The sequence below is a fragment of the Burkholderia sp. L-4 genome, from assembly GCF_056856535.1.
Genome location: NZ_JBXEOX010000002.1, coordinates 1 through 11,744 on the forward strand (window position 1 = coordinate 1; position 11,744 = coordinate 11,744).

Consider the following 11,744-nt stretch of genomic DNA (forward strand, 5'->3'; position numbering starts at 1 on the left):
CACCGGCCGCCAGGGGCTGACACTGACCGTCGCGCCGCTCTACGACATGCCTGCGCCGCCCCATCACCAGGGAGAACCTTCATGATCGGCTACACGTTCGGCTTCAGCGGCGTCCTGATCGTCTTCGTCGTCGTCCTCGTCGCGTCGTCCATCCGCATCTTCCGCGAGTACGAACGCGGCGTCGTGTTCATGCTCGGCCGGTTCTGGAAAGTGAAGGGGCCGGGGCTCGTGCTGATCATCCCGATCGTCCAGCAGGTCGTGCGGATCGACCTGCGCACCGTCGTGTTCGACGTGCCCCCGCAGGACGTGATCACGCGCGACAACGTGTCGGTGAAGGTCAACGCGGTCGTGTATTTCCGCGTCGTCGATCCGGAGAAGGCCGTGATCCAGGTCGCGCGCTTCTTCGAGGCGACGAGCCAGCTCGCGCAGACGACGCTGCGCGCGGTGCTCGGCAAGCACGAACTCGATGCGCTGCTCGCCGAGCGCGAGCAGCTGAACGCCGATATCCAGAAGACGCTCGACGCGCAGACCGATGCGTGGGGAATCAAGGTGTCGACGGTCGAGATCAAGCATGTCGACCTGAACGAGACGATGATCCGAGCAATCGCGCGGCAGGCCGAAGCCGAGCGCGAGCGGCGCGCGAAGGTGATTCACGCGGAAGGCGAACTGCAGGCGTCGGAGAAGCTGCTGCAGGCCGCGCAACGGCTTGCATTGCAGCCGCAGGCGATGCAGCTGCGCTATCTGCAGACGCTCACGACGATCGCGGCGGACAAGAACTCGACGATCGTGTTTCCGTTGCCGATCGATCTGCTGGGGGCGTGGCTGGACCGCCTGGGCGCGCCGCGCGAGCGCTGAAACGCAGGCGGTGCGGCCCGCGCGACGCCGCGGCCGGCACCCGGGCGGCGCCGGGCCCGACGGCCCGACGCCCGGCCCGCGTCAGGCCAGCAGCTTGCGATCGGACTTGCCGTACTTGATCGACTTCTCGTCCGGGATCATCAGGCCCGTGTGTTCGTCGCGCCCCTGCAGCAGGAAGCGCGCGTCCGGCTTGCCGATCTGCTCGGCCGCGAGCTTGCTGTCCGCGCCGATCTCGCCCTTCTTCATCCGGTTCACGATCACGCCGGCCGCGGTGTCCTTGAAGTCGCGCAGCATCCACGCATCGCCGTCGCTGTCGCCGAACACCAGCAGCGGGCCGTAGCCCTTCTTCGACGCGAGGACGTTGCGGATGCCCACCGTCTTGCCGGGCCCCCAATTGAAGTGCCAGCCGGCCGGATAGGTACTCGTGTACTGGCCGTCCTGCATGTCGAGACGCAGGCCGATCACGTTCTCGGGCGCCACGCCGTAGCCATAGTTCGGATTGCCGGCGAACACGCGCACGACGTCGTCGAGCGACGCCGTGCTGACGTACACGTCGATGCCGTTCGCGCGCAGCGTATGCATCACCGCGCGGATTTCCTCGTGAATGCGGATGCCGTGGAAATGCGTGTCGGCCACCACGCCTGCCTTGCCCGGCAGCGTCTTCGGGCTTTCGTAGCGGACCTTGCGCAGCGCGTCGCCGATGCCGTAGTTGTTCGACGCTTCCGCCATCGCCTGCAGTTCGGCGGTCGTCATGTTCTTGTAGAAATAGATGATCCACTTGTAGCCGACTTCGAGCGGATGCGTGTCGCAGATCGCGTCGTACATGAAGTACAGCTTCGCGCGGAAATCCTTGAACTGATCGGTCTCGCGAATCTCGTCGAGGCTCTTGTCGCCGCCGAAACCCTTGTAGTTCGCATGGAGCCAGCGGTAATCGGATTCGACGTCGGCGGCGAGATCCTCCATCGTCACCGGCTTGCCGTCGACGGTCGTGTAGTCCTTCATGAACGCGCCCTTCGGCACATCCTTCCACATCACGCCGACGAATTCGTCCGGCGTCAGCTTGTACTGCAGATGGTTGATCTGGTACATCAGCAACGCCTCTTCGCAGTCGTTCATGATGCACGTGTTGTCCCAGTCGAACACCGCATACGGGCGGCGCTTTCCGTCGTAGCGGGCGCTCGCGACGCCGTGCTGGTCGAGCACCGCCTGCAGGCGCGCGGCGTTGAACGGCGACCAGCGGCCCGGGTCCAGCGCGTCCGGCGCGGTCGCGCTCTTCGCGCGGGCCGTGCCGGCCTTGAGCATCAGCGACGACGCAGCGGTCGCTGCGGCAAGGGTGTTCATGAACTGGCGGCGTTGCATGGTCTCTCTCCTGGAAATGTCGAATCGGCTCCGGCCGCTGCCCCCGGACGCTGCGCGGCGCACCGCCACCGCAAAGCCGGGACGGCTTCGAATCGGGGGCGAATGATGTGACGAAATTATTTCGGCAATTTGACAGCGTCGCGCCGCGACACGACGGAGAGTTGATCCAGCACGACATGCACGGCTGGCGGCGGAACCGCTCGTGACACCCGCTGCCGCGACGCCGATCCCGACGCGCAGGGAACGGCAGGCACGACAACCGCGAAAACCGTCATCCGTCAGCCCTGGCAAGACGCGATCCGGCGCGGCGCGGCGCCGCGTTCCGTTCTAGAGGAGGCCCTCCATTCCGCGCCTCCATTAGGACAAATCCCCACGTCCGTCGCCCCGGAACCGTCTATGATCTTTACATCGATCAATGACACATTAAATGCTGACCGAATAACCCGCGACGGCGACGCCGGCGGGCGCGTTCCGGATCAGCGCCCACACGGAGACGCACCATGGCCGATCACCATCCGCTGCCGGAAGTCCACCTCGACGAGCTGCCGCAATTCCGCGCGGTCCAGCAGCTCGCGTACCGCTGCGTCGAAACCGTCGGCGCGATGCTCTACCCCGGCATCACCGAAAAGGAAGCCGCGCGCCTGCTGACCGAATGGCTGCAGGACAACGGCGTGCACGACTGGCTGCACAAGCCGTTCGCGTGGTTCGGCGACCGCACCGCGTTCGAAGGCTTCTCCGGCCTCAAGCACATGGGCGGCTTCAATCTCGCGTTCTTCCCGAGCAATCGCCAGCTCGAAACCGACATGCCGGTGATCCTCGACGTCGCGCCGGTGCTCGACGGCATCGTCGCCGACGTCGGCTACGCGCACTGCCTCGGCCACAACCCGATCCTCGAACAGCTGCAGGACGACCTGATGGACCATCGCGACATGATCGTGCGGCTCGTGAAGGCGCGCCGTCCGATGGCCGAGGTCGCGCAGGAAGTCGACGCGCTGTGCCGCCGCCAGGGCGTCGAGCCGCGCCACAAGGCCTATCCGTTCAAGGTGCTCGCGCATCGCGTCGCGAAGATCCACAAGCTGTCGAAGCCGCGCTTCGTCGCGCGCTTCGGGCTGAACGCGACGCGCAACCTGCTGCTCGACCAGGGCCGCGCGGCGAAGCAGCAGGGCTGGTCGCCGCTGTGGTCGATCGACCGCCGCTCCGAGCATGCGCCGGTGCCGGGCCTGTGGGCCGTCGAGCCGCATCTCGGCTTCGCCGGCGTCGGCGCGAAATTCGAGGAACTGCTCGTGATCACGGACGACGACGCGTACTGGCTCGACGACGACTTGCCGCACGTGCGCCGCTGGCAGCGCCGCCAGGCCGAACGCGCGCAGGCCGTTTCGACCGTGCCGGCCGCCGCCTGACGCGGCGCCCCTCCGACTCCCTGAACGACGGACTCACGATGCAGCCTCTCTCCGACGAAGCGCCGCTGGCCCTGTTCGAATCGGTTCACAGCGAGACGGCGGTCGCCTCCGGCGACCTGACGCTCGCGGTCAGGACCTGGGGCGACCCGGCCCGCTCGCCGGTCGTGCTCGTGCACGGCTATCCCGACGACAGCAGCGTCTGGCGGCACGTCGCGCCGCTGCTCGCGCGCAAGCACTACGTGATCGCGTACGACGTGCGCGGCGCGGGCCTGTCCGGCGCGCCGAAGCGCACGGCCGACTATCACCTCGCGAAGCTGACCGACGACTTCGTCGCGGTGATCGACACGCTCTGCCCCGGCCGCGCGGTGCACCTGATCGCGCACGACTGGGGCTCGATCCAGGGTTGGGAATTCGTCACCGATCCGCGCCTCGCCGGCCGCATCGCGTCGTACACGTCGTGCTCGGGGCCGTGCCTCGACCACGTCGGCTTCTGGCTGCGCGAACGCGTGCTGCGCCCGACGCCCGCGTCGCTCGGCAAACTCGGCGGCCAGCTCGTGCGCTCGTGGTACGTGTACCTGTTCCATCTGCCGTTCGTCCCCGAACTCGGCTGGCGGCTGTGGCTCGGCCGCGCGTGGCCGCGCCTGCTGCGCCGGCTCGAGAAGACGCCGGCGATGCCGCGCCCGACGCAGGCCGACGACGGCGCGCGCGGCGTGCGCCTCTATCGCGCGAACTTCATCCGCTGCCTGTTCGCGCCGCGCGAACGCTATGCGCATGCCCCCGTGCAGACGATCGTGCCGCTCGGCGACAAGTACGTGAGCCCCGCGCTCTCGGAGAACCTGTCGCGCTGGGTGCCGCAGTACTACCGCCGCGAAGTCGCGGCCGGCCACTGGCTGCCGCTCGCCGATCCCGCGCGCTTCGCGGATCTCGCCGGGCAACTGATCGACGCGGTCGAATCGGGCACCGAGCCGCCCGCGCTCGCGAACGCGCGCCGCCGCGCCACCAGCGGCCGTTTCAGCGGCAAGGTCGCGGTCGTCACCGGCGCGGGCAGCGGCATCGGCCGCTGCGCGGCGCTCGCGTTCGCCCGCGAAGGCGCGACGGTCGTCGCATGCGACATCGATCTCGCCAGCGCCGAACGCACCGCGCTGCTGCTCGGGCTGACCGGCGCGCACGCGCATGCGAAACGCGTCGACGTCGGGTCCGCCGACGAGATGGAAGCGCTCGCGGCGTGGGTCGGCAGCGAACTCGGCGGCGCGGACATCGTGATCAACAACGCCGGCATCGGCATGGCCGGCGGCATCCTCGACACGAGCGCGCGGCACTGGGAGCGCATCCTGCACGTGAACCTGTGGGGCGTGATCCACGGCTCGCGGCTGTTCGCGCGGCAGATGGCCGCGCGCGGCACCGGCGGGCACATCGTCAATACCGCGTCGGCCGCCGCGTTCGGGCCGTCGCGCGACCTGCCCGCGTATGCGACGACGAAGGCCGCGGTGCTGATGCTCAGCGAGTGCATGCGCGCGGAACTCGCGGAGCAAGGCATCGGCGTGACGGCCATGTGCCCGGGTTTCGCGGAGACCGGAATCATGGCGTCGACGCAATACGCGGGCGCCAATGCCCAGGACGAAGCGCGGCTGCGCAAGCGCGCGACGAAGCTCTACCAGATGCGCGGCCTGAAACCGGAAACCGTCGCACAGGCGATGGTCGACGGCGTGCTGCGCAACCGCCCCGTCGTCGCGGTCGGCGGCGAGGCGCATGCGATGCGTTTCGTCGGCCGCTTCCTGCCGTGGCTCGGCCGGATGATCGCCCGCGTCAGCATGGCATCGCATTGACGGCGCATGACGCCGCACAGGGAGACAACATGACCGATACCGCCGACTACCACAAGATCAAGGCCCGGCACGTGAAATTCGACTTCAGCGACACGCCGGTCACCTGGGTGCCGAACGATCCGGGCAGCACGCACATCATCAACACGCTGAACCTGCTGTTCCCGGAAGGCGAGCTGTGGTTCTGCCGCGTGTACAACAAGGCGCTGCCGCTGATCACCGATGCACGCCTGCGCGACGAGGCCGAAGGTTTCCTGCGCCAGGAAGCCGTGCATTCGCGCTCGCACGGCGGCGTGCTGAAGCACTACTACGACCGGCACGGGATCGACACGAAGCCGTTCACGCAGAAGCTCAACCGGCTGTTCACGCGCGTGCTCGGCGAACAGCCGCTCGGGCTGAAGATCGGCCACACGCGTTTCTGGCTGCGGCAGCAGCTGGCCGTGATCGCGTCGCTGGAGCACTTCTTCGGTTATCTCGGCAACTGGGTGCTCAACGCGCACGGTCTCGACGAAGGCCGTGCCGACCCGACGATGGTCGACCTGCTGCGCTGGCACGGCGCCGAGGAAGTCGAGCACCGCACCGTCGCGTTCGACATCTACCGGCACCTGGGCGGCACCTATCCGGAGCGCTGCGTGCACATGGCGTTCGTGATCGTGCTGCTGCTCTACTACATCACGACCGGCGCGAAGTTCATGTACCGGCGCGACCCGGACGCCGGCCGCTACCCGGGCTTCGTGCTCGCGTGGTGGCAGGGCTCGCGGCGCGGGCACCTGCCGTCGTTCTGGAAGGTGATCGGCGCGGCGCTACGTTATTTCAAGCCCGGCTATACGCCGCACCACGAAGGGTCGACCGAGCAGGCGCTCGCGTATCTCGCGCGCTCGCCGGCCGCGCAGGCGGCCGCGCACGGCGGCAACTGGGGCACGGCGAAGGGCGCGTAACCGGGTTTCCGGCCGGTTCGGCGGGCGGCGCGCGCCGAAATGCGTACAATCGCGGCTTCAATTTCCCGGAGGTGCCGCGATGGCCATGAAGAAAACCGATCTCGAAAAGAACAAGGCGCTCAAGCTGACGCACGCGATGAAGCAGTCGAACTCCGCGCGTTTCGGCAAGGGCGCCGACGACGCGGCCAAGCTCGACCGCCGCGCGCAGCGCAAGCTCGACCAGGAACAGGGCCTCGTGCCGTTCGCGTGCAAGCTCAACGCCGAACTCGTCGAGCAGCTGAAGGCACGTGCGGCCACGCACCCGGAAGGGATGACGGGCCTGCTGTCCGAGCTGCTCGTGAACGGCCTCGCGCAACGCGACGCGTGACCGCCACGTATCTCGAAATTTCCGTTGACATTGCCGCGCTGCCACGACACACTCGTTCGCATGCCTATGCTCAAGCCCATCGCCATCGCGCATGAAAATCGAGTGAACGCCCATACGTGGCGAGCACCGGAGGCGCTTGTGCATTAGCATCGCGATTCAGTTACGCATGTCACAAGGCCTCGCCGGATTCGGATGAGGCCTTTTTGTTTTGGTGCGCGTCATCCTGTCCGGCTCAACGGATGGAGATGACGATGGACCAAGCAAGCCTGCTGGTTGTTTGCCGCGATCGCTGCCGCACCGATACGATCGCGTTGCCGAGAGTCGAGTTGCACTTCACGGTCGCGCCGCGCACGACGCTGGCATGGCGCGCGCAGCACGATGCCGAGGTCCGCGCACACGACGCGACGCTGTGGATCACGCGGCTGGGCTGCCTCGACGATTACTGGATACGAACCGGCGACGTACTGCGCCTGCGGCGCGGCGATCGCATCTGGATCAGCACCGACGACGAGCGGCCCGCCGCGGCGTCGATCACGACCGCGTACGTGATGAAACGCGACGCGTGGCCCGCGCGTGCGCTCGCACGAATGCGCCACATGCTGGGCGGGAGACATCGAAGTCGCGCGTGACGCATGCATCGTCGCGCGTGCGATCCGGGCTCGCCTCGACCTCATGAAACACCGCGCACGCGCGCCATCGGCTCACCGTCGCATATCCCGAAAATAGTCGTTGACAACACCGCGGCCCGACAACAAAATCGTTCGCATGCCTACGTTCAAGCTCATCGCCGTCGCGATTCATTGCTCGATGAACATTCGAAAGAATGATTCACGGGAGGCGCTTGTGCGTTAGCAATCGAGCAGTACCGCATGTCACACGAGGCCTCACCGGAAACGGATGAGGCCTTTTTGTTCTGGTGCGCGTCATCCGTCCGGCTCACTGAATGGAGAAGACGATGGACCAGGCAAGCCCGTTGTTCGACCGTCCCGATCGGCGCCACGCCGGCACGATCGCGTTACCGACCGTCGTGATCCGTTTCGCGGTCGCCCCGCGCACGACGATGACCTGGCGTGCGCCGCGGGATGCGGAGCTCCGCACGCAGGGCGCGGCGCTGTGGGTCACGCGCCCGCCGGACGTCGACGATTTTTGGGTGCGGCCCGGCGACGTGCTGCGCATCGCGCGCGGCGAGCGCATCTGGCTCGGCACCGATGGCGACCGGTCGGCCGAAGCGACGATCACGACCGCGTACGTGCGGCGCGGCGAGCGCTTGAGGCGCATGCTCGCGCAAGTGCAACGTTGGCTCGTCGGGATAGGGAGAAGAAGCGGATGAGCGACGCGCGGTCACGCACGCGGGACGCGGAACGGCCGCGGCCGGAAACGGACGCACCCGCGGCGCAATGCGCCGCGGGTGCGCATCGAATGTCGCGGCCCGCGAGTGCGGGCCGCGAGCGATCGCACGCCGTGCACAACAACCGGATGCAGTGCGTGCATCAGGTGCTGGCGGCGAGACGCGGGCCCGTGCTCCGGGGAGTGGAATCGACGTCGGGACGTTGCGCTGCCTGCGAGGTCACCCACGGATCGATGCCCTGCTTCTGCACCTCTTCGAGGAATGACACACGTGTGCGCCAGTAATCCGCTTGTAATTTCGCATCGATGACGCGCTGTTCGGCTGCGAACAGTTCCATGCGCGCCGTCACGAGCATCGACGCAGCGGTTTTTTCCGGCGTGGGGGCGTGTCGCATCGCCCAACGGCTGATCCAGTTCAACATGCTGACCTCCGTGATTACGGACGAACCCGCATCGGGCAATCGCAATCGGCCGTGCCTGCCCGAACGCGCAACGGCCTTGACCGCCATTCACCGCCTGGCCTGCACGGACTGCGACTCCCCCGCGTCGGCAATTACCGGCCGGCGTGTGCATGCGCGGTGTATCTATCCTAGAAAGACTTGCCGGTTTACGCGATGGGGTCTTGCAATCTTTTACACAGAAACCACAGTCGTCCCCGCATCGCGAAATGACAGTTGCGGACGGGACGGCTTCGGCGCAGCATAGCCCGATACCTGCCACCGCCTGGGCTGACGAATGCCCGCCGCACGCCGCCGTCGTGCATCCGCACCGGCCGCGCGCGGGCGCCGCCTGCACCGTGTTCGTGCAGCATGCGGGCGCGCCGTTTGCGTCGCCGGTCGTCGCGCATCCGCCACGCGCGATGCGGCCGCCGCGCCGTTGCACACGCATCGGCCGGTTTCGCCCACCCGCCTGCCATCGTTTCCACCGTTTCCACCGTTTCCGCCATTTCTGCCGGCCCGTGCCGCGCGAACCGGTAAAATGCGCGCCTTCGTCGCGCGGCCGGGCTGCCAGACCGTTCGCGCGCAGGCAACCGATCGTGCCCTCCAACTATATCGTCCGAGCTATCCGCGCTATTACAATCCGCCGATAGCCAGGAAATAGTGGCTGGTTACATTAAGCCCGCCGCGCGCTGCCTGCACAACAATTCGGCACAACAATCAACACGACAACCCGACCGGAGAAACGCCTTCATGGAATCCATCAAGCGGTATTTCGGCTTCGCTGAAGCCGGCACCGACTTCCGCACCGAAATACTCGCGGGCGTCACCACGTTCCTGACGATGGCCTACATCATCTTCGTCAACCCCGCGATCCTCGGCGACGCCGGCATGCCGAAGGAATCCGTGTTCGTCGCGACCTGCCTCGTCGCGGCGCTGGCATCGATCATCATGGGGCTGTACGCGAACTACCCGATCGCGTGCGCGCCCGGCATGGGCCTGAACGCGTATTTCGCCTATACGGTCGTCAAGGGGATGGGCTTCACGTGGCAGGCCGCGCTCGGCGCGGTGTTCATCTCCGGCTGCCTGTTCCTGCTCGTCACGCTGTTCCGCGTGCGCGAGGCGATCGTCAACGGCATTCCGAAATCGCTGCGGATCTCGATCACCGCCGGCATCGGCCTGTTCCTCGGCATCATCTCGCTGAAGACGTCGGGCGTGATCGTCGGCAACCCGGCCACGCTCGTCACGCTCGGCGACCTGCACAAGCATGAGACGATCCTCGCGATCGTCGGCTTCTTCACGATCGTCACGCTCGACCACCTGCGCGTGCGCGGCGCGATCCTGATCGGCATCATCGGCGTCACGGTCCTGTCGTTCTTCTTCGCCGGCAACCAGTTCCACGGCGTGTTCTCCGCGCCGCCGTCGATCGATGCGACGCTGTTCAAGCTGGACATCGGCGCCGCGCTGTCGACCGGGATCATCAACGTGATCCTCGTGTTCTTCCTCGTCGAGCTGTTCGACGCAACGGGCACGCTGATGGGTGTCGCGAACCGCGCGGGCCTGCTCGTCGAAGGCAAGATGAACCGCCTGAACAAGGCGCTGCTCGCCGACAGCACCGCGATCGTCGCAGGCTCGGTGCTCGGCACGTCGTCGACCACCGCGTACATCGAAAGCGCATCGGGCGTGCAGGCCGGCGGCCGCACGGGCGTGACGGCCATCACCGTCGCGGTGCTGTTCCTCGCGTGCCTGTTCATCGCACCGCTCGCCGGCGTCGTGCCGGCCTACGCAACGGCGCCGGCGCTGCTGTACGTGTCGTGCCTGATGCTGCGCGAGATGGTCGAGGTGCCGTGGGACGATGCGACGGAAGCCGTGCCGGCCGCGCTGACCGCGCTGCTGATGCCGTTCACGTACTCGATCGCGAACGGCGTCGCGTTCGGCTTCATCGCGTACGGCGGCCTCAAGCTGCTGACGGGCCAGGCGCGCACGGTCAAGCCGATCGTCTGGATCATCGCGGCCGTGTTCCTGTTCCGCTTCTTCTATCTCGGCAGCGAGTAAGCGACACGCCGCGCCGCGGATGAAAAAACGCCACCTTCGGGTGGCGTTCTTGTTTTCGCACTTTCGCACGACTCCTTGCGCGATCCCGGCGCGTCGACGCACCGTGCCGTACATATGCGCCGGACAACCGGCGGCGCCCGCATACGAAAATGCCGCCCGGCCCGCCGAACGGCATTGCATGGCAACGTCTTCGCGTGCGCCGCGCTCGATCGCGCGCGCCGCGAGACGAGCGTCGTGTCGTCAGCGCCAGTTGGCCTCGTAGAAGCGCACGTAACCGCTGCGCAGCGTCACGCATTGCGCGCGCGTCTCCGACAGCAGGCGCCGCGCAGCCGCCTCGATACGGTCGCGGTGCTGGTCGAATGCGCCGACCATGTCCTCGAAGCGCGGCGATGCCGCACCGAAGTGGTCTTCCAGCGCCTCGGCGGTGATCTGACATTGGACGCGCTCGCCATTGACCAGTGCCGTGAACGCAAGCATCAGGTCGCGCCCCGAATACTCGGGCTTCTCGTTCGTGAAATGGATCTGCATGGGAGCCGCCTCGACCGGTAGAAAACGAATGACCGCGTCCGTCGTCCGCCACCGGCCGGACGAAATGTACGCGGGCTCGCCGGCGGAGGCCACGACCGCGGGGGATGGGGCGGTCGACGCATGCCGGTTGCTTTCCACTTTAGACGGTTTCGCGCAGGAGACAAATTTTCCCGCATGCGTCGTTCCGACGCGCCATTCCTCAGATCAGCACGGCATCGGGCACCGTTTCGGAAACGGGCTTCAGTGCGGATCGGTAGGCCAGACGTTGAGCGCGATCGCGGCGGTCGTGACGCCCACCGCAATCGCAGCCGCCCCGTATTGGACCGCATCGGCCAGATCGAACAGCAATCCGTGGATCGCCACGGCGATGCCGCCCAGCATGATGAACGTGGCGATGGCCGCCAGCACGACTCTCAGTTCCGTCCGAACCATGATGCGTCTCCCGAACGGATGCATGTCGCGTCGCATGCATGTTGCAATGCGGAACACGGCGCGTGCGTGCTCCATTTCCATCATTGCAGGCGGGCGCCTGAAAGCAAGGAGATTTTGTTCCCGGTCGCGCATCGCACGTGGCGCTTGTATGATGATGCGTACCCGGACGGACGGCTGTTGCGCCGGATGGTGCACCGCGAGCG

At 66.9% G+C, this 11,744-nt stretch carries 12 protein-coding genes; 8 read left to right on the forward strand and 4 right to left on the reverse strand.

Annotated features, from left to right (window positions below; translation table 11 throughout):
- The first annotated feature begins 81 nt into the window (after positions 1-81).
- The gene (locus tag AC1VVG_RS16805; protein WP_034186196.1) at positions 82-855 is read left to right on the forward strand and encodes a slipin family protein; all 774 of its coding nucleotides are present in this window, start codon (positions 82-84) and stop codon (positions 853-855) included.
- 81 nt (positions 856-936) lie between these two features.
- Here the strand turns inward: AC1VVG_RS16805 and AC1VVG_RS16810 are convergent, their stop codons facing one another.
- Positions 937-2,214 (reverse strand): HAD family hydrolase, encoded by a 1,278-nt coding sequence (locus AC1VVG_RS16810; protein WP_049035200.1) that lies wholly within the window; start codon positions 2,212-2,214, stop codon positions 937-939.
- Positions 2,215-2,714: 500 nt separating this feature from the next.
- On the opposite strand from AC1VVG_RS16810, the gene AC1VVG_RS16815 reads away from it, so the two are divergent.
- From AC1VVG_RS16815 to AC1VVG_RS16840, 6 genes are all read left to right on the forward strand, one after another.
- Positions 2,715-3,614: a M24 family metallopeptidase gene (locus AC1VVG_RS16815; protein ID WP_034186194.1), complete on the forward strand. Its 900-nt coding sequence runs from the start codon at positions 2,715-2,717 to the stop codon at positions 3,612-3,614.
- Positions 3,615-3,652: 38 nt separating this feature from the next.
- Positions 3,653-5,440, forward strand: coding sequence for an SDR family oxidoreductase (locus tag AC1VVG_RS16820; RefSeq protein ID WP_482835909.1), 1,788 nt, complete (start codon positions 3,653-3,655; stop codon positions 5,438-5,440).
- Positions 5,441-5,469: 29 nt separating this feature from the next.
- Complete coding sequence (locus tag AC1VVG_RS16825; protein ID WP_034186192.1) at positions 5,470-6,375, forward strand: metal-dependent hydrolase; 906 nt, start codon at positions 5,470-5,472, stop codon at positions 6,373-6,375.
- 79 nt (positions 6,376-6,454) lie between these two features.
- Complete coding sequence (locus AC1VVG_RS16830; protein WP_034186191.1) at positions 6,455-6,742, forward strand: hypothetical protein; 288 nt, start codon at positions 6,455-6,457, stop codon at positions 6,740-6,742.
- A gap of 251 nt (positions 6,743-6,993) precedes the next feature.
- Entirely contained in the window at positions 6,994-7,371 is a 378-nt protein-coding gene (locus AC1VVG_RS16835) for a DUF2917 domain-containing protein (RefSeq protein ID WP_482835910.1), read from the forward strand.
- 326 nt (positions 7,372-7,697) lie between these two features.
- Positions 7,698-8,072 (forward strand): DUF2917 domain-containing protein, encoded by a 375-nt coding sequence (locus AC1VVG_RS16840; protein ID WP_482835911.1) that lies wholly within the window; start codon positions 7,698-7,700, stop codon positions 8,070-8,072.
- Between the two features lie 160 nt (positions 8,073-8,232).
- On the opposite strand, the gene AC1VVG_RS16845 is transcribed toward AC1VVG_RS16840, so the two are convergent.
- Positions 8,233-8,511, reverse strand: coding sequence for a hypothetical protein (locus tag AC1VVG_RS16845; RefSeq protein ID WP_034186190.1), 279 nt, complete (start codon positions 8,509-8,511; stop codon positions 8,233-8,235).
- A 768-nt stretch (positions 8,512-9,279) separates the two neighbouring features.
- Here AC1VVG_RS16845 and AC1VVG_RS16850 point away from each other — a divergent pair.
- Complete coding sequence (locus tag AC1VVG_RS16850; protein ID WP_034186189.1) at positions 9,280-10,581, forward strand: NCS2 family permease; 1,302 nt, start codon at positions 9,280-9,282, stop codon at positions 10,579-10,581.
- 240 nt (positions 10,582-10,821) lie between these two features.
- Here AC1VVG_RS16850 and AC1VVG_RS16855 read toward each other — a convergent pair whose 3' ends face one another.
- Positions 10,822-11,109: a DUF1488 family protein gene (locus AC1VVG_RS16855; RefSeq protein WP_011354308.1), complete on the reverse strand. Its 288-nt coding sequence runs from the start codon at positions 11,107-11,109 to the stop codon at positions 10,822-10,824.
- A 240-nt stretch (positions 11,110-11,349) separates the two neighbouring features.
- On the reverse strand, positions 11,350-11,625 hold the full coding sequence (locus AC1VVG_RS16860; RefSeq protein ID WP_226103934.1) for a DUF2964 family protein: 276 nt from the start codon (positions 11,623-11,625) through the stop codon (positions 11,350-11,352).
- Between the last annotated feature and the right edge of the window lie 119 nt (positions 11,626-11,744).

What these genes read in the sequence shown, in the direction of transcription:
- AC1VVG_RS16805 (WP_034186196.1), top strand. Translation starts at nt 82, where the DNA reads ATGATCGGCTACACGTTCGGCTTCAGCGGCGTCCTGATCGTCTTCGTC.
- AC1VVG_RS16810 (WP_049035200.1), bottom strand. Translation starts at nt 2,214, where the DNA reads ATGCAACGCCGCCAGTTCATGAACACCCTTGCCGCAGCGACCGCTGCG.
- AC1VVG_RS16815 (WP_034186194.1), top strand. Translation starts at nt 2,715, where the DNA reads ATGGCCGATCACCATCCGCTGCCGGAAGTCCACCTCGACGAGCTGCCG.
- AC1VVG_RS16820 (WP_482835909.1), top strand. Translation starts at nt 3,653, where the DNA reads ATGCAGCCTCTCTCCGACGAAGCGCCGCTGGCCCTGTTCGAATCGGTT.
- AC1VVG_RS16825 (WP_034186192.1), top strand. Translation starts at nt 5,470, where the DNA reads ATGACCGATACCGCCGACTACCACAAGATCAAGGCCCGGCACGTGAAA.
- AC1VVG_RS16830 (WP_034186191.1), top strand. Translation starts at nt 6,455, where the DNA reads ATGGCCATGAAGAAAACCGATCTCGAAAAGAACAAGGCGCTCAAGCTG.
- AC1VVG_RS16835 (WP_482835910.1), top strand. Translation starts at nt 6,994, where the DNA reads ATGGACCAAGCAAGCCTGCTGGTTGTTTGCCGCGATCGCTGCCGCACC.
- AC1VVG_RS16840 (WP_482835911.1), top strand. Translation starts at nt 7,698, where the DNA reads ATGGACCAGGCAAGCCCGTTGTTCGACCGTCCCGATCGGCGCCACGCC.
- AC1VVG_RS16845 (WP_034186190.1), bottom strand. Translation starts at nt 8,511, where the DNA reads ATGTTGAACTGGATCAGCCGTTGGGCGATGCGACACGCCCCCACGCCG.
- AC1VVG_RS16850 (WP_034186189.1), top strand. Translation starts at nt 9,280, where the DNA reads ATGGAATCCATCAAGCGGTATTTCGGCTTCGCTGAAGCCGGCACCGAC.
- AC1VVG_RS16855 (WP_011354308.1), bottom strand. Translation starts at nt 11,109, where the DNA reads ATGCAGATCCATTTCACGAACGAGAAGCCCGAGTATTCGGGGCGCGAC.
- AC1VVG_RS16860 (WP_226103934.1), bottom strand. Translation starts at nt 11,625, where the DNA reads ATGATGGAAATGGAGCACGCACGCGCCGTGTTCCGCATTGCAACATGC.